Annotated in this window: 13 protein-coding genes; 12 read left to right on the plus strand and 1 reads right to left on the minus strand. The window is 47.3% G+C overall.

Annotation, left to right across the window (positions count from 1 at the left end):
- The first annotated feature begins 8 nt into the window (after nt 1-8).
- The 4 genes from ACLHR0_RS22375 to ACLHR0_RS22390 are packed head-to-tail and all read left to right on the plus strand — an operon-like array spanning nt 9 to nt 4,977.
- Entirely contained in the window at nt 9-704 is a 696-nt protein-coding gene (locus ACLHR0_RS22375) for a YoaK family protein (protein ID WP_429065161.1), read from the plus strand.
- The gene (locus ACLHR0_RS22380; protein ID WP_436489648.1) at nt 701-2,959 is read left to right on the plus strand and encodes a tetratricopeptide repeat-containing sensor histidine kinase; all 2,259 of its coding nucleotides are present in this window, start codon (nt 701-703) and stop codon (nt 2,957-2,959) included. Before ACLHR0_RS22375 ends, ACLHR0_RS22380 begins: the two co-directional genes overlap by 4 nt.
- A gap of 12 nt (nt 2,960-2,971) precedes the next feature.
- Nucleotides 2,972-4,336 carry a sigma 54-interacting transcriptional regulator gene (locus ACLHR0_RS22385; protein ID WP_370912953.1) on the plus strand — a complete coding sequence of 455 codons (1,365 nt, stop codon included), beginning with the start codon at nt 2,972-2,974 and terminating at the stop codon, nt 4,334-4,336.
- 23 nt (nt 4,337-4,359) lie between these two features.
- The gene (locus tag ACLHR0_RS22390; protein WP_370912954.1) at nt 4,360-4,977 is read left to right on the plus strand and encodes a TMEM175 family protein; all 618 of its coding nucleotides are present in this window, start codon (nt 4,360-4,362) and stop codon (nt 4,975-4,977) included.
- Nucleotides 4,978-4,979: 2 nt separating this feature from the next.
- On the opposite strand, the gene ACLHR0_RS22395 is transcribed toward ACLHR0_RS22390, so the two are convergent.
- On the minus strand, nt 4,980-6,662 hold the full coding sequence (locus ACLHR0_RS22395) for a sigma-54-dependent Fis family transcriptional regulator (RefSeq protein ID WP_436489651.1): 1,683 nt from the start codon (nt 6,660-6,662) through the stop codon (nt 4,980-4,982).
- A 160-nt stretch (nt 6,663-6,822) separates the two neighbouring features.
- Between ACLHR0_RS22395 and ACLHR0_RS22400 the strand changes: the two genes are divergently transcribed.
- The 8 genes from ACLHR0_RS22400 to ACLHR0_RS22435 all read left to right on the plus strand — a co-directional run bounded on the left by ACLHR0_RS22400 (nt 6,823) and on the right by ACLHR0_RS22435 (nt 18,521).
- On the plus strand, nt 6,823-7,821 hold the full coding sequence (locus tag ACLHR0_RS22400; protein ID WP_436489653.1) for an alpha/beta hydrolase: 999 nt from the start codon (nt 6,823-6,825) through the stop codon (nt 7,819-7,821).
- 44 nt (nt 7,822-7,865) lie between these two features.
- Nucleotides 7,866-8,558, plus strand: a complete 693-nt coding sequence (locus ACLHR0_RS22405) for an alpha/beta hydrolase (RefSeq protein WP_436489655.1) — start codon at nt 7,866-7,868, stop codon at nt 8,556-8,558.
- 39 nt (nt 8,559-8,597) lie between these two features.
- On the plus strand, nt 8,598-9,497 hold the full coding sequence (locus ACLHR0_RS22410) for an alpha/beta fold hydrolase (RefSeq protein WP_436489656.1): 900 nt from the start codon (nt 8,598-8,600) through the stop codon (nt 9,495-9,497).
- Nucleotides 9,498-9,641: 144 nt separating this feature from the next.
- Nucleotides 9,642-10,226 carry an RNA polymerase sigma factor gene (locus ACLHR0_RS22415; RefSeq protein WP_370912958.1) on the plus strand — a complete coding sequence of 195 codons (585 nt, stop codon included), beginning with the start codon at nt 9,642-9,644 and terminating at the stop codon, nt 10,224-10,226.
- Nucleotides 10,227-10,334: 108 nt separating this feature from the next.
- A complete protein-coding gene (locus ACLHR0_RS22420; RefSeq protein ID WP_429065150.1) occupies nt 10,335-11,261 on the plus strand; it encodes an ABC transporter ATP-binding protein in 927 nt (308 codons plus the stop codon).
- A gap of 7 nt (nt 11,262-11,268) precedes the next feature.
- Nucleotides 11,269-13,545, plus strand: coding sequence for a Gldg family protein (locus tag ACLHR0_RS22425; RefSeq protein WP_436489659.1), 2,277 nt, complete (start codon nt 11,269-11,271; stop codon nt 13,543-13,545).
- 54 nt (nt 13,546-13,599) lie between these two features.
- Nucleotides 13,600-14,721 carry a FecR family protein gene (locus tag ACLHR0_RS22430; RefSeq protein ID WP_436489660.1) on the plus strand — a complete coding sequence of 374 codons (1,122 nt, stop codon included), beginning with the start codon at nt 13,600-13,602 and terminating at the stop codon, nt 14,719-14,721.
- Between the two features lie 179 nt (nt 14,722-14,900).
- Entirely contained in the window at nt 14,901-18,521 is a 3,621-nt protein-coding gene (locus ACLHR0_RS22435) for a SusC/RagA family TonB-linked outer membrane protein (protein WP_436489662.1), read from the plus strand.
- The last annotated feature ends 11 nt before the right edge of the window (nt 18,522-18,532 follow it).

Below are 18,532 nucleotides of genomic sequence, written 5' to 3' on the forward strand. Positions count from 1 at the left end.
ATTAAAACATGACAGAAGCTACACACAATATCAATTGGGTAACCTTTTTACTTGCATGGGTGGCGGGTTTTTGCGATACCGCCACCTTTGTATCGGGAGATGGCATTTTTTCTGCACACGTGACCGGCAATTTTATTGTGTTTGCGGCGCAGGTGGCAACGGGTGGCGATCACATGGAGTCCTGGATGAAACTAATCACCTTTCCTGTATTTGTATTCGCTGTAATGGCCGCCGGATGGGCCGTTGAGAAAACGCAGAAAAAGTATAAAATACTCCTCGTGGAGGGCATCGTACTCATGATTTGCGGAATTGGCGCTATCTTGCAGCCTATGCTAACGGGAGTGGAAGAGAAAGTAATGATCTATTCAATTGTGATGACTACTGCAGCAGCAATGGGGCTGCAAAATGCTTTTGGGAAATTATTTGCCAAAGAAACACACGGACCAACCACCATGATGACCGGCAACGTTACCCAGGCCTCGCTGGATCTGGGAAACCTGATCAGGAAGGGCCGGAGCGGCGATGCCCTGGCGTGGAAGGATTTCCAGGGCCAGGTGTTCACCATCGGGGGGTTTTTAGCCGGTTGCGTGATCGGCGCAATAATGGCTAAATGGCTGGGACTCAGTGCTATCCTACTGCCGGGAGTGGCCGTTGTTGTTTGTTATTTGCAGGGAGAGGTGCTGGCGCGTAAATTTGCGCCATGAGGAAAATGATCCGGGGGAAAATATGGATATGGATGTTGCTGGGACTGGCGGTTACCGGGGAAGCATATGGACAGTCCGTTGCGGGCCCCGAAACAATAGGCCGGTTGGTTCAAAGCAGTAAAGGAGATACCGCTACTATCACCGCCTGGATGAAGCGGGGAGAATCGTTCCTCGACAAACCGGGGTCACTGGAGCCTGATATGAAAATGGCTTTCCAGATCGCCGGCCAAATGGAAAAATTAAGTAAGGAGCTGAGATACCCGGCAGGACTTGGGCTGAGTAAACTGTTACTGGCAAAAGCCTACCGGGAATCCGGACGTTCTGCTGAAGGCAGAAAGATAAGTGAGGAAGCGGTTCGCCTTTTAAGTGTTTATGGAACACCCAGGCTAAAGGCGGAAGCAATATTGGAGCTGGGCGGCAGCTATTCCAATTCGGCGGAAGACCTTCCAATAAAGATCAGTTTATACAAGCAGGGCATCGATATTTATCAAAGCTTGGGCGACAGTCTTTCTGCGGCCAAACTTAATGAGTTCAGGGGAGATCTGCTGCAGCTGAACGGTCAGTATACGGAGGCGCTGGAAGTACTCACGGCCACTTTATCCGTTTACCAGCAAATAGGATACCCGCGCTTACAGGGAATTTATTCGATAATGGGTGAAATCAATCACGAGTTAAACAATTTCACTCAATCGCTCCGGTATAATTTACTCGCCGTGGAAGCCGGAAAAAAAACAGGGGATACAGGACCGGTGATGACGACCGTATATAACCGTGTTGGGCTGAATTACTATAGTATTAAATATTATGACGAGGCAATTGATTACTTCAATAAAGCATTAGTACTGGCCCGGAGTAACCGGGACACCGGCAGTATTAAAACCATGCTTGTCAATATTGCAGACGCCTGCCGCAATAGGGGCGGATACAGGAGAAGCCTCGACACCTTGTTGGTTAGCGCGCAATATGGGCCGTCTGCGAGTGAAACGGAACGGATGCTGGAACCAATGATTTATATGAAGGACTATATGGCGCTCATGGAGTTCGACAAAGCAGATCATTACTTCAGGAACCTGGTAAGCAGCTATCAGCAGCGCAGGATACCTGACAGAACCAGCCAGCTTTTGCGCCTGGCGATTATTTATTACCTGCAGTCGGTGGGCCGTTATAAGGAAACGATTCCCTATCTCCGGAGTTATGCCCACTATAAAGATAGCATACCACTGGCGCTTGTACGGAAGGTGGAAGGAGAGTACCTGTTTTACAGAACTGATTCGGCAATGGGTAATATTTCTTCAGCTTTCAGCCATTTCAGGCAATATAAATTGCTTTCCGATTCTTTAACCAGTGTTGCCCAGGCGAAACAACTGGGAGTACTGCAATTACAGTTTGAAACCAGGCAAAAAGATAAAAATATAGAATTACTTACGCAGAAAAGTGCGCTGCAGGAGGTGTTGTTGCAAAACGAGAAAGTATTCCGCAATGCATTTGCCGCAGGTGTAGCCATGCTGGTGCTTTTCTCCGCATTAATGTATAACCGTTACCGGCTGAAAAAACGTTCTAACCTGGAGCTGGAAAGTAAACAACGGGAAATAAATGATCAGAACGAAGTGCTGAAAAAGCTGGTGGAAGAAAAAGAGTGGTTATTGAAAGAAGTACATCACCGCGTTAAAAATAATTTACAGATTGTGATCAGCCTGCTCAATACGCAGTCTGAATACCTGGATAACGCAGATGCAATAGCTGCTATCCGCAACAGCCAGCACCGCATGTATGCGATGTCGCTCATTCATCAGCGGCTTTACCAGGTTGATAATCTCGGGAAAATAGATATGAAATGGTACATGGGAGAATTGATTGGTTATATGAAGGAGTCATTTGAACAAACAGATAAGATTTCTTTCACTACGGAAACTGATCCGTTGCTGCTCGATGTTATCCAGGCAGTGCCTATTGGGCTGATCATTAACGAGGCCGTGAGCAATTCGATCAAATATGCGTTTCCGGGAGACCAGGGAGGCAATATTTATGTTTCATTGAAACGTACAAACGAAGCCGGTTGTTTGCTGCTGATTTCAGATGATGGTATTGGCTTTTTGCAGGAACAGGATCCGGAGAACACATCGCTGGGAATGAGCCTGATGCACGGCCTTTCCGGTCAGCTTGATGGCAATTTCCGTATATCGGCTGCTGTGGGAGCCGGCGTAAGAATCAGGTTATCCTTTCAATGCAGGACCTTTAGTACCATAAACAGTTAAAACGCCCGCAGGATGAGTTTAAAAGAGAAAATACTGATCGTGGAAGACGAATTTATCGTTGCCAATGATCTGCGTATTATGCTGGCGAAAGCCGGTTATACCATGTGTGGGATTGCTTCTTCTGTAGAGCAGGCCCGCGAGTTAATTGCGCTTAAAGATCCCGACTGGGTGCTGCTCGATATTACGTTGAAGACGCCGGTGTCGGGAATTGAACTGGCAAAGGAATTGTTTCTGCAGAAAAAACCGTTTTTGTTTATCTCTGCAAATACAAACCAGGCCACATTGGAAGCAGCAAAAACAACGCAGCCATATGGATTCCTGGTGAAGCCTTTCCGCGAGCGTGACCTGCTGGTGATGCTGGACATTGCCCGGTACCGTTATAGCGCGGAGCATGGTGTTGCTGAAAATAATACGACCGTTGTAAGCGATGACGACAACAGCTTTCCCGACATTATTGGTAAAGGAGCTGCATTGAAAAAGGCCCTCGAAAAAATCCGTGCAGTAGCCCGCAGTAACAGCTCCGTATTGCTGCTGGGAGAAAGCGGAACAGGAAAAGAACGGTTTGCGCAGGCCGTTCACAAAGCTTCCAACCGGAAAAACAAACCACTGGTAACGGTTAATTGCGCTGCCTTGCCGTTGGCTCTTTTAGAGTCGGAATTATTCGGTCATGAGCGGGGAGCCTTTACCGGCGCCGGTCAGAAACGGATTGGTAAGTTTGAACAGGCGGGTGGAGGTACCATCTTCCTGGATGAAATCGGTGAATTATCTTTAGAAGCGCAGGTAAAACTCCTGCGCGTATTACAGGAAAGGGAAATTCACCGCCTTGGCGGCGATATGCCCGTGCCGGTAGATGTGCGGGTGATTGCGGCAACCAACCGCAATCTTGAAAAAGAAGTGGCCGAAGGAAGGTTCCGGCTGGACCTGTATTACCGGCTGAATGTATTTCCGATAGCGTTGCCGCCTTTACGCGAAAGGGCAGAAGATATTCCGCCGCTGACAGCTTACTTTCTTAAAAAGTTTGCACTGGCATTGGGAAAGCAGGTACCGGAAGTGAGTAAGGAAGCCATGCAATCACTGCTGGAATACCGCTGGCCGGGCAACATCCGGGAATTAGAGCATGTCATTGAACGGCAGGTTATTCTGACGATGAACAATGAGATCACTGATTTTGATTTGCCGGTACACCTGGAAAAAAATCCGGGTTCCACCTCCTTTGAAACGATGGAGCAGATGGAGCGGAACCATATTATGAACGCATTAAAACTATGCAAGGGCCGGGTTTCTGGCGTTAATGGCGCTGCCGAAATGCTTGGGTTACCTGCGCAAACTGTATACTCCAAAATGAAAAAACATGGAATTGAATCGGGTTACAAATAGTATTATTTTTTGAATGCCGTCACATGGAAAAAGAAACAACAAGGATAGAAGCTTTCAGCGATGGGGTTTTCGCCATTGCCATCACTTTACTGGTATTGGAACTGCATGTGCCGTTGATGGAAGAAAACGGGAAAGGAGATTCGTTGTTGAAAAAGCTGGCCGCGGAATGGCCTTCTTTCCTGGCTTTCAGCCTGTCTTTTTTCAGTATTTTCATTATGTGGGTCAACCATCATAAAATCTTCAAACAGATCTACCGGCGCAATACCCCGCTGATGTTCGCCAACGGGCTTATCCTGTTCCTGGCTACCTGCGTTTCCTATCCTACGGCATTACTCTCCCGTTACTACCATACTTCCTCCGTTCATATTGTAGTGGCCATTTATACCGCTTTATTTGTATGCATTAACCTGGCATTCAACCTGCTTTGGTGGATCGCCAGCCAGGACCGGCAACTGTTAAGACCAGACATCACCGACGACGGTATTAAGCGTATAAAAAGAAATTACCTGTATGGCATCCCGGTGCATACCCTGGCCTTTATTCTCTCCTTCGTACAACCAACAGCCGCATTGTTTCTTTGTGTGGCCTTATGGATCTACTGGGCTTACACTTCCGGTAAGCTCGATCTTAAAGGAAAATAGTTTCACGCTTCCCCGTCTTCTTTGCCGGTAACAAAATGTTCTTTTTTAATGCCTAACCGCTGCATTTTTGATATCAGGGTAGTTGCCGGCATCTTTAATTTTGTAGCAGCGCCATTGGGCCCTGAAATTCTTCCCCTGCATATTTTAAGCACCTTCAGAATATACTCCCGTTCTATTTCTTCCAGCGGCAGGATCTTAAAAGCTTTGTCATTTAAACTGCTTTCTGCACCAATTTGCTCAGGAAGCTGGATCATTTTAATGATGCTCTTATTAGTCAGCAATACCGCGCGTTCAATAAGGTGTTCCAGTTCACGGATATTACCCGGCCAGGCATAGGAAATTAATTTTTCCATTGCTTTTTGGGAGATGCCCGAAATTTTTTTCCCGGAGTTCCGGGAGAACCGTTCTATAAAATAAGAGGTGAGGGCGGGAATATCTTCTTTTCGTTTCCGCAAGGGAGGTAAGGTAATAGGGAATACATTTAACCGGTAGTATAAGTCGCTCCGGAAGCGGTTTTGCGACACTTCCTTTTCCAGGTTCCTGTTGGTGGCGGCAATGATCCTTACATTCACACTGATGGTTTTTCCACCACCCACCCGCTCTATTTCTTTTTCCTGCAATGCCCTTAATAATTTCACCTGGAGCTCCGGTGGCAATTCCCCGATTTCATCGAGGAACAAGGTGCTGTTATTCGCCAGTTCAAACTTCCCGATACGGCGGTCGGACGCACCGGTGAAACTTCCTTTCTCATGGCCGAATAATTCGCTTTCTATGAGGTTCGCCGGCAATGCAGCACAATTCACTTTGATCATGAGCTTCCCCCGGCGCGGAGACGCCTCATGTATGGCACGGGCAACCAACTCCTTGCCGGTGCCGGTTTCCCCGAGTAAAAGTACGGTAGCATCTGATGGCGCTACCTGCGAAATTAAACGGAAAATCTTCTGGATTTCAGGTGAATGACCAATGAAGCCTGAAAAGCGGTTGGCCGATTGTTCGGCTATCAGGTAAGCCTTTTCTTCTTCCAGCTGTTGCCGGTACCGGTCTATTTCCTCCATCTGCTGTTCTATCTTTTCATTGGCCAGCACATTGCACATACCAGTTCCTAAAAGGTCTGCCACACCAGCCAGCAGGTTGAATTTTTCAGATGAAAAGGCGCCTTCCTTATTTGAGTAAAGAAATAACACGCCCCTGTCTTCATTGGCATTGGTGATTTTAACCAGCATCATTTCTTTGATGCCGAGTTTAAACCAATAGTGAACATAGGGAGCAATATCTTTCTGTTGGGTGAGTGCAGCAAGTTGAAAAATCACCGGCTGATCAGCGGACAACGCGAGGTTAAAAACCCCGTCATTCACAGGATGCTGGCGGTGAATAATGGGACTGTCCACCTTACCATTTTCCAGTTTCTTATCCCGGCTATGCAAAAACGGATAGTGCGTCGTAGCGTCTTCAGACAATAAACATAAAGTATAATACTGGCTGTTAAACAGGTCCAGTATTTCATTATTGATGATATCCCACAGGTCGGCCCGGCTGCGCACCGCAGCAATTCTGCCGGCTACGCAAAGCAAACTGGCCTGTTCATTTTCTTTTTGAATAAGTTGATTTTCAAAGATGGCATTCTTGTCCACATGACTGCCCTGTTCCATATCCACCGGACCCGTATGATTGGTTTTCTGCATCATCGAAAGTACTGAATTTCATAGAGCCGGACAAGAAAGCGATATCATAATATTACGACATGTCGTATTTTTTAAAACTAATTAATTTCATAAGAATTTGATTGTTAATTGATTAAAGCTGGGCACACCGTTTGACTTGCCTGGGCAAAACAAACCAATAACTATGAGCACAAAAGAAACTACACAGCAGGTGCCTGCGGTAGCAAATGATCCGGCCATTTCAAAAGACGTCAAAGCTTTTTTAAGTGTGCTGAATGTACCGGGTGCACCGGGACTGGAAACACTTTCCGTAAGTGAAGCCCGCCAGGTGCTGATCAATGCGCAGGCGGCTGCGGATGTTGATTATTCCGGTATTGAAGAAAGTGAAAAGACGATCAGCGCCGGTGGTTTTTCGATCAAATTAAATATCGTAAAACCAGCAGGAAACAAAGAACAACTCCCGGTATTCATTTTCATCCATGGCGGCGGCTGGGTATTGGGCGATTATCCCACACATAAAAGAATGGTAAGAGACCTGGTGGTGTTATCCGGTGCAGCAGGCGTTTTTGTGAATTACACACCGTCACCCGAAGCCCGCTATCCCCAGGCGGTGAATGAAATTTATGCAGCCACCAAATGGGTAGCGGAGCATGGCGCTGAAATTGGTGTGGATGGCAGTCGCCTTGCCATTGTAGGCAACAGCGTAGGTGGCAATATGGCTACCGTAACAGCGATTAAAGCCAAAGAAAACAAAGGACCTGAGATCCGTGTACAGGTGCTGTTCTGGCCGATTGTTGACGCCGGCTTTGAACATGATACCTACAAAAGATTCGGACAGGACCGTTTTCTGACCACGCCTTTAATGAAATGGATGTACAATCAGTACACTACGGATCCTGCAGAACGTGAGCAGGTGTACGCATCTCCACTTAACGCTACGATCGATCAGTTAAAAGGACTTCCTCCTGCCTTAATACAGGTAGCCGAAGCGGATGTGCTCCGTGATGGCGGTGAGGCTTACGGCCGCAAACTTGATGAAGCCGGCGTAGCGGTAACCACCGTTCGATACAATGGAATGATCCACGACTTCGGATTACTGAATGCTTTGGCAAACATTCCCCAAACAAAATCGCTTTTTGTGCAGGCCGCAGCAGAACTCAAAAAATACCTGGGGTTAAAGTAAAAGATCGCCTTTTATCCATTCCATCATCTTTATAATATCATAACATGAGTGCTTCTTCTGTAAAAAATATCGTTATTGTACACGGCGCCTTCGCAGACGCTTCCGGCTGGGAAGCTGCCTACAATATCTTAAAATCAAAAGGATATAATGTTACCCTGGTACAAAATCCTACCTCTACACTGAAAGACGACGTGCAGGCGACCAACGTTGCGCTGGACCGGCAGGATGGACCCACCGTGCTGGTAGGTCATTCCTGGGGCGGTACTGTTATCACTGAAGCGGGCGTACATCCTAAAGTAGTGAGCCTGGTGTATGTGGCTGCTTTTGTTCCTGATGTCGATGAATCAACGCTGGCCCTTGTTCAGTCGGCCCCAATCCTGGAAGTAAATGGTATTCTGCCCCCGGATGAAAAAGGGCTGGTGTACCTGGATAAGGATAAGTTTAACCAAACATTTGCCACGGGGCAAAGCAAGGAGAAATCTGACTTCATGTATGATTCGCAGATTCCTTTAACCGTGACAGCCTTCGTTGATAAAGTAACCGCGGCGGCCTGGAAAACTAAACCTTCCTATGCTATTCTTCCCACCGACGATGGCACCATCAATCCTGTACTGGAAAGAACCATGTATCAAAGGGCGGGCAGCAAGGTAGTGGAAATGAAAGGTGGTCATACACTGTTCATGACCCATCCGGGAGAAGTGGCTGACGTGATTGTAGCCGCTTCCATACTTCAGTAAACCTGCTGAAATCATCTTTACAAATTTAAAAAGAACATTATGAAATTAACTTTATCAGTTGCTGCAGTCCTCGTGTTTTCGCTGATGACTGCCGCTACTTCCGCTCAAAATAAACCATCTGCCAGGGCTGAATACATCGAGGTAGAGCCCAATGTAAGATTGCATGTTACCGATCTCGGGGAAGGAACGCCCGTTGTGCTTATTCATGGATATCCATTGAGCGACGCCTGCTGGGAATACCAGTACCATGCCCTGGTAAAGGCCGGCTACCGGGTTATTGGCATTACTTTGCGGGGATTTGGTTTATCCGGCAAGCCTTATGGCAAGTATAACTATGATCAGTTTGCAACGGATATTAAAACAGTACTCGATAAGCTAAACATTAAAGATGCCATTCTTGGCGGTCATTCGATGGGCGGAGCGATATCACTGCATTATGTCGCCAAATTTAATGCGGCGCATGTAAAAAAACTGGTGTTGTTTGATGCGGCAGCTCCCTGTCACACAAAGAAAGCGGATTATCCTTATCCGCTGTTCACCAAAGATCAGATTTCCAGCTGGATTGAGTTGCACAACAACAACCGCCCGGCCTTATTTGATGCCGTAGCGGCAAAGTTCACGCTGTCGCCAACTTCGCTGACACCAGGTTTGGGTAACTGGCTGGGAGGTATTGAAGCACAGTCTTCGCCATACGCCACAGAACAGGCGCTTATTGCACTCCGGGACGAGGATCTGCGATCAGACCTGCCCAAAATAAAGATACCTACGCTCATCCTGCACGCTACGCACGACAGCATCGTGTCGTACGCATTGGCTGAACAGATGAAGGCAGGTATAAAGAATGCAACACTGGTGCCTTTTGAGAAAAGCGGGCATGCTGCATTTATCGAAGAAAAAGATAAGACCAATGCTGAGTTGATCAAATTTATCAAAGAATAGCAACGTAGTTAATGTAACGGGGACAAGCCATTGGGCGTAGTCCCCGTTGCATTAAACATCTTCTCTGATTGTGAAAAATTCTGCCGGGTTTACGATATATTTATTATAATTGCAGCACTGGTTCCTCCTTACCAGCGTACGCGTATGGTTAATTATAGCAATTATTCCGATCCTGATCTGGTCTTATTACTTAAGGAAGGAGACCGGAATGCCTTTGCAGAAATTTATCACCGGTATAAACTGGTACTTCACCATCACGCCTGGAATAAAACCCGCAACGACATTGATGCGCAGGATGTGATCCAGGAGATTTTCTCTAATCTCTGGGTAAAAAGAGAGGCCATTCAGATTGAAAGTAATTTATCAGGTTACCTGTACAGCAGTGTGAGGAATCATATTCTGAACCTGTTTGCGAAAAAACAACTTCAGCAGAAATATATTGACTCCATACAACATTATTCCCAACATGGAACGGCCGTTACCGATCACAAGGTGCGCGAATCTATGCTGGCAGCGGCAATTGAGAAAGAAATAGCCGACCTTCCGCCAAGAATGCGGGAGGTGTTTGAGCTAAGCCGGAAACAGCACCTGAGCCATAAACAGATCGCTGAAATCATGGGCACTACCGAGCAAACGGTAAAAAAGCAAATGTCTAATGCCTTAAAACATCTCCGTAAAAAAATAGGTTTCTTTGCTTATCTCTACCTGCTCTGGATGCTAAAGCACTAAGTGGGGATGGTCCGCTTAAAAATATTTTTCTCCCGGCTATACCACTTATAGTCTTCCTGCCTGTCTTATGATGTATAAAGCACTTTTTTAAAGCTAATCATCAGAAAATTGGACAACAGCATTGTAAAAGTATCACACCTGTCTCATAAATACAGCCGGGACTGGGCCATACGCGATATCAACCTTGAAATCAGCAAGCTGGGCGTACTGGGCTTACTGGGTTCAAACGGCGCCGGCAAATCAACCACCATGAACATCCTGTGCGGGGTACTGAGCCAGACAGAAGGTACCGTGGAGATAGATGGGATTGATATCCGGCAGCAGCCGGAAGCAGCCAAAATGAGGATAGGCTTCCTTCCTCAGAATGCCCCGCTGCACCTTGATCTGACGGTTAGTGAGTACTTAACGTATTGCGCTTACCTGCGCAACATCGATAAACGGCATGTAAAGGTGGCAGTAGCGTCGGCGATGGAAAAATGCGGGGTTGCCCATTTCCGCAAAAGGCTTATCAACAACCTCAGCGGCGGCTACCGGCAGCGGGTGGGCATCGCTCAAAGCATCATACACCGGCCCAAACTTGTTGTGCTGGATGAGCCAACAAACGGGCTGGATCCTAACCAGATACTGGAAGTGCGCAAGCTGATCAAAGAAATCGCCACGGAAAGGGCCGTTATCTTTTCTTCTCATATTTTATCGGAAGTACAGGCTACCTGCGATGATGTACGCATGATTGAAGGCGGAAGAATGGTATTTGCGGATACCATGAAGGCTTTCAATAATTACATTTTGCCAAATTCCCTGCGCGTTTATATGAACAATCCGCCGCCAATTGAAACAATGGCGGCCATCCCCGGGATCACCCATGTAGAACTGCTGAATGATGGTGGTTTCAGGATGCATTTTGACACTACTTCATTGGTGTCTTCTACTATTATTCAACTCGCCGTTGACGATAACTGGCAGCTCACAGAGATCATGCTGGAGAAAAGCAGCCTGGACGAAATTTTTGCACAGTTATCAAACAAAACTTCCTGAACCTGTTATGACTAAAATATTTAAAATAGCTAAGCTGGAGCTCAGCGTACTTTTTTATTCCCCTGTAGCCTGGCTCGTGCTGGTGATTTTTATGGTGCAATCAGGGATGGGTTTCTTTGGAATGCTGGGCAGTTTCCAGGAGTTGTTTATGATGGGAGAAAAAGCAGATAATTTAACGCAGCTTCTCTTTCCCGCTACCAATGGACTGTTCGACAAAGTGTTGCAAAATCTTTATTTATATATCCCGCTGCTTACCATGGGACTGATAAGCCGGGAAATCAGCAGCGGTTCTATCAAATTATTACTATCGTCGCCGGTAAAAATCAGTGAAATCATTTTGGGTAAATACCTCGCCATGATTTATTACGCGCTGATGCTGATGGCTATTTTAGGCATTTACTGTTTGATTGGTATGTGTGTGATTAAAGATGCGGATGCTGGATTGATCGGCGCTGGGTTGTTGTCTTTGTTCCTGTTAACAGCCACCTACGCGGCTATTGGCCTGTTCATGTCGAGCCTTACCGGGTACCAGGTGGTTGCTGCCATCAGTACCCTTGCTGTATTTGCGGTGCTGAAGTATATTGGAACGGTAGGACAAAGCATTGATTTTGTAAGAGACCTTACCTATTTTCTGTCTTTATCAGGACGAACGGAAAGTATGTTGAATGGCCTGATTACCTCCAGGGATATTATCTATTACCTGCTCATTATTTTACTTTTCCTGGGTCTTACGATGCTGCGGTTTAAGGTGAGCCGTGAGTCTGAACCATTGGCCATACAGGCAGGCAAGTATGTTGCGCTCCTTGCATTTGTTTTGCTGGCAGGATATTTAAGTGCAAGACCCTCCGGTATCTTCTACCTGGATGTTACCGCGCAAAAGTCCCAGACGCTGACACCGGCCAGCCAGGCTGTTGCCAAACAGATGGAAGGCCCCCTCATAATCACCACTTACGTAAACCTCCTGGACCAGCATGTATACGCCGGGCTGCCGGTATCACGAAACACGGATCTGTCGCGTTTTGAAGATTTCCGCAGGTTTATACCTGGTATCAAAATGAACTATGTTTATTATTATGATGCTACCGATCTTGCCAGTAATCCCAATATGATTTACCAGGGAGATATTACCGGTTTGAATACAAAGCAAGTGGCTGAAAAAGTGGCGGACAACATAGGAGTTGACCTCGACGATTTTTTAACGCCTGACCAGATCCATCAAATTATTGACCTGGCGCCGGAGGAAAATACATTTGTCCGGCAGCTCAGCTACCGCGGCAACACCAGCTTTCTCCGGCTGTATAATGAAAATAACCAGTTCCCGGAAGAAGCGGAAATTACGGCTGCTATAAAGAAGCTGATGGCGCCACGCCAGCAGATTGTTTTTATAGAAGGAGATGATGAACGCAGTATCCGGATAAAAGGGGACCGGAGTTACAATTTGTTCAGTAACGCCAGGAAAACCAGGAAGTCGCTGATCAACCAGGGCTTTGATGTAGTAAGCGTAAACCTGGATGTAGCGGATGTGCCGGAAAGCACAACCCTGCTTATACTGGCAGATCCGGCCAAGCCATTGAGCCACCATGCCGACTCCAGTGTGCGCCGTTATATAGCTACGGGAGGCGATATGCTGATTACAGCAGAACCTTCGCACCGGGAGGTGATCAATCCATTCCTGCGTCAGTTTGGTGTGCAGCTGTCCCCGGGCATGATGGTGAACCCCGATAAAAATGCGCCTGCCGATCTTATCCAGGGGCGCATTGCCACAGAAAATAACGAATACCTGGATCAGCTGATGTACATGAATGCGGCTGTGGCCATGCCTTCCGCGGCCATGCTGGAGGTAACAGACAGTGTTTTCACCGCGGATACCGTGCTGCAAAGCAGCGCCCTGGGCTGGAACAGGAAGAATGGATTTGATCCTTCATCGTCGTCGGTATCCTATCAACCCGAGCTGGGAGATCTGAAGGGAAGCAAACCGTTAGTCCTGATGCTCAAACGTAAAATAGCCAACAGGGAGCAAAAGATCCTGATCAGCGGAGATGCCGATTTTATGAGTAATAATTCCATTCCGCAGGCATACAATTTCCCATTTATTAATGGCATCTTTAGATGGTTCAGCGATGGCCGGTTCCCGGTGAAGGTGAGCCGCCCGGCGCCGCAGGACGATGCCATTTTAACCAGCAGAAAGCAATTATCGGTTTACCGGTCAGGAACATTATGGGGAATACCTGCATTAATGATCGCCTGTGCAGCAGCGCTTTTGATCAGCAGGAAAAGAAAATAAAAAAAATATACCTCCTGGGGAGGTGTTGATTGTCTTACATAATATACGCAGGTTATGAGCGAACTAACTGAACAACAAATCCGGGAGATGCTGGAGCATTACAGGCTGGGAGAGGCCACCCCGGAGGAATTGGCGTTGCTGGAGTCATGGTACCTAAGCTACCGGGAAGAAGGGGTGGCCGCTCCTGATATGATAGCGCAGCTTGCTGCCGTTGACCAGGTATGGGAGCGGCTGGAAAATGAATACCGCCCGGTCAAACGCCTGTTTGGATGGCGGCGTAACCTGGTGGCCGCAGCAGCTGTTGCAGCTTTCATGATCGGGATAGGCGCTTATTTTCTTTACCGCCCGGCGCATACACCGGCAATTTCTGTCAGCCAACTGGCGGAGAGTAAGAATGATATTCCTCCCGCCACAAACAAAGCAACCTTGTCTGTTGCCGGCAGTGGTACGACGGTGCTGGATTCTTCCAGGACGGGTATAGTGGTGAACAGCGGCGATGTAAGGTATGATGATAATACAAAGCTCAAGGGGGATGCCGCTTTAAGCGATGGTATCCGGATGCTAACCTTGCAAACGCCTAAAGGAGGTACGTACCGGCTGGTATTGCCCGACAGCTCTGTCGTTTGGCTCAATGCAGCTTCGCGCCTGGTTTTTCCTTCCAGCTTTAGTGGACAACAGCAGCGGGAAGTGGAGTTGCAGGGAGAGGGCTACTTCGAAGTGGCAAAAAATAAAGCGCAACCCTTTGTCGTAAAAAGCCGTGGGCAAAAAGTGGAAGTGCTGGGAACACATTTCAATATCAGCAGCTATACCGATGAGTCGATCACCAAAACAACCCTGCTGGAAGGCAGTATCCGTATCGGTAATGTAGTATTGAAACCAGGAGAGCAGGCGCAGAAAAGTGACGCCGGAATTAAAACCATCCTGGTAGATACAGAGGAAGCCATCGGCTGGAAAAACAATTATATCGTTTTCCAGGATGAAAAGATCCAGTCGATCATGCGTAAAATAAGCCGTTGGTATGATATGGAAGTGGTGTATGAAGGAACATTGCCAACCGATGATTTTGGCGGCCGCGTAAGCAGCCGTGCCTACGTTTCACAGGTATTAAGAAAACTGGAACTGACCAATAAAGTGCATTTTAAAATTGTGGGAAGAACAATTATCGTCACCAAATAATAAGTCACTGAAGGGCGAAAAATAGCCAGATGTGGTTGCACACAACTGGCTGACGCCTGGCAGTATTGTCAATAAAATTCCTGATTGTATCAACTATCAACCAAACAAGACAAATGTATAAAAATTATGCGATGAAATCCGGCATGCATCATTTGTATGTCCGTAAAATCCGGCGGATCATGCGATTAACGTCCTGCTTACTGTTCATCATGCTCTTCAGCACGTCGGCAGCCTTTGCCCAGCAGATATCACTCAAGGAAAAAGAGGTGGCTATCCGGGTGATTATTACAAAGATCCGGCAGCAGAGCAATTATGAATTTGTGTACACTACCCAGCTATTGGAAAATACCCACAAAGTAAGTATCAATATAAAAGCGGCTGATATCAGAACCGTATTGGACCTGGTTTTAAAAGACCAGCCACTGTCCTATACTATCGATGATAATACCATTATACTAAGAGAAAAGCCGGTAGGCGCCGTCGCGCCGGCGATCAATTTCGTTGATATCATGGGATTCGTTTCCAACGACCAGGGCGTGGGCCTTCCCGGGGCCACCATCCGGTTGTCAGGCACCCCTATATCAGTGGCAACCGACCAGGGCGGTCTGTACAAAATACTCAGGGTACCCGACGATGGCCGCCTGATATTCTCTTATGTCGGTTACCAGTCCGATACTATTGCCGTAAAAGGCAGAACGGCCATCAATGTGTTGCTGAAGCAAGCATCCATTGAAATGAAGGGTGTGGCCATCGTTTCAACCGGTTTGCAGGAATTGCCGAGAGAAAGAGCCACGGGATCTTTTGAAGTCATTTCTAAGGAGCAGCTTCAACACAGCACGGATCCTAACCTGATCCGGCGGTTGGAAGGGATTACCACCTCGCTGGATTTTCGTAACGATCTTCGTCCTATCAATTCAGCTTCGCCTAATGCCAGGCAGTCTCCATTGGCCAACCTTACCATCCGTGGTAAAAATACCCTGAATGACGCAGTGAACGCAGACCTGAACGGTAACTACAGCGGCCAGGTGCTGGTGGTGATCGATGGTATTGCCAGTCCGTACTCTATCGACCGGGTGAACCCTAATGATGTAGAGAGCGTAACCATCCTGAAAGATGCCGCCGCCGCTTCTATCTGGGGCTCCCGCGCTGCCAACGGCGTTATCGTTATTAAAACAAAACGTGGGGGGTATAACCGCGCACCACGGGTAACCTTTAACAGCAATATTAATGTCACCGAAAAGGTGGACCTGTTCTACAATAAAACAATGAGCGTTTCTGATTACATCGACGCACAGGCAGCTTATTTTGAACAGCAGAACCGGCCATTGCCGGATCTGAGCATCTCCCACTTATACGGGCAGGAAATAAAATCACCGGTAGCAGAAATTGTAGATGCCTGGAAGTTTAAACATACACTGACCGACGCGCAGGCCAACGCGCAACTGGATGCTTTAAGGAACAATGACATCAGGAAAGATTATGATAAATATTTTCTGAGAAATGCAGTTACCCAAAGTTATTCCTTAGGAGTAGATGGTGGCGGCGAACGCTTTAACTACCGCTTGTCTGGCGGATGGGACAAGACCATCAACAATACAAAAAATTCGGACTACGACCGGATCGCACTCGGTTATTCCATGTCCGTTAAACCACTCAAAAAACTCGAATTACAGGGAAATATTTCTTACAATGTTCAGCAATACAACGAACAAGCCCCGCAAAACAGGATCACCGGCGCTACTGATGCCACCTTTTATCCTTACTCACGCTTAGCCGATGACCAGGGTAACTACCTGGAACTTGCCAAACTTTACCGCCAGGGCTTTGCCGCTGCGGTGGAAAAGGAATATGCCGATAAATTTTTAAGCTACCGCTATGTGCCGCTGAACGATATCAATGAAGGATACAACAAGCTGAAATCGCAGAACCTGAACCTGGGCATCAACGCCAATTACAGGATATCAAACGGGCTTACCGCACAGCTGACGTATAATTATAACACCGGCAGAAATAATGATAATACCCTTTACCGGCAAAACTCATTTTATATGAGGAACCTGCTCAATTATTTCACCACTTCGCCGGCGTCTGTAGATCCCAGAACACTGGAACCAGTGGAGCCTTATAACCGTCAACTGCCCTTAGGAGGCCAGTACACGATTATGCAAACTACCTCCAGCAATCATACCTTCAGGGGACAGTTGAACTTTGACCATACCTGGAAAGAAAAGCACCAGTTATCGGCCATTGCAGGTTTTGATATGGCCCAGTCTTATAGTCTTGCCGCCAGCAACGGTTACTACGGCTATGATGAAGGCACCTTGTATACCAATAACAAGCTGGATTTTAAAACCATGATACCAATTGCTTTTGCAGAAGACTTCAGCGGGTACAATGGTGAATATATTCCTAATCTTTCAACCGGGTTTATCGACAATAAAGTGCGCACCCTCAGTTACTATGCCAATGCTGCCTATACGTATGACGCCAGGTATACGCTTTCAGGCAGTATACGCAAGGATCTTTCCAGTGAGTTTGGCCGTGGCACCAACCAGAAAGGGACACCATTTTATTCTGTAGGCGGCGCCTGGAATATTCACAACGAAAGTTTTTATCACTGGGGCCTGGTGCCTTCACTGACCCTGAGAACAACTTATGGTTATAACGGAAACGTAAACCCGCTGATTATTGCGAGGCCACTGATCACTTACTCCACGCTCAATGGCACCAATAATCTTCCGTATGCCTATACTTCCTTCGGCACCGGCATCACCAACAGCCAGTTGCGTCCGGAGCGGACAGGCGTGCTCAATATAGGTGTAGACTTCCAGTTTAAAGGCAACCGGCTTTCCGGTAATATCCAGTACTACAGCAAGAAAACGACCGACCTGATTGCCGGCGGCGCGCTTGATCCCAGCACAGGGTACACCAATATCAATTACAACACAGGCAACCTGCAGGGACATGGGGTAGAGCTCACACTAAACTCGCTGAACGTAAGCGCAGGGGCGTTCAAATGGAACAGCAACCTGTTGTTTGCCTACAACCGGGTTAAGGTAACGAAGCTGTTTGCCACGGCTACCAGCCAGGCCGGCGCGGCGGTGAGTAACAGCACCGGTTCCTATAACGAAGGCTACGACCTGTCACGGTTGTTTGGATATCAGTGGGCGGGCCTGGACCCTAAAACCGGCGATCCGCGGGGATACCTGGATGGTAACATCGTAACCATATCTAATTCCCCCGAGGGCGACAACAATTACAAAGCTATTCAGAATGCCCCGCTGGGTACCTTGAAATATTTTGGCAGCGCGGTTCCTGTGTATTATGGGTCATTCAGGAATACATTTTCCTACGCTTCTTTTGCGCTGTCGGCCAACCTGCTTTACAAACTCGGCTACTATGTACGCCGGCCTTTAGCGCAGGTGGTTAACTATGGCAACCTGTATTCCGGTAATAGTTTGCAGGGGGAAGAATATAACAACAGGTGGCAGCGCCCCGGCGATGAAACAGGCACTAATGTGCCGTCGGCCGTCATGTCGACGGGTAACCCCAACAGGGATAATTTTTACTATTACTCGGCCATCAATGTAGTGAAAGGGGATCATGTAAGATTACAGGAGATCAACCTGTCTTATACCCTGAAAGTAAAGCCTGGATGCCGTATTAAAGATCCAAGAGTATATGCCAACATCAGCAACCTGGGTATTATCTGGCGCGCCAACGATAAAGGGATAGATCCGGAAGTATTCGATTATCCTTTGCCGCGTACTTACAGCCTGGGATTTTCAACTAACTTTTAATTGAACGAGTC

The organism is Chitinophaga sp. ARDCPP14, assembly GCF_051362515.1.
Classification (GTDB): Bacteria; Bacteroidota; Bacteroidia; order Chitinophagales; family Chitinophagaceae; genus Chitinophaga.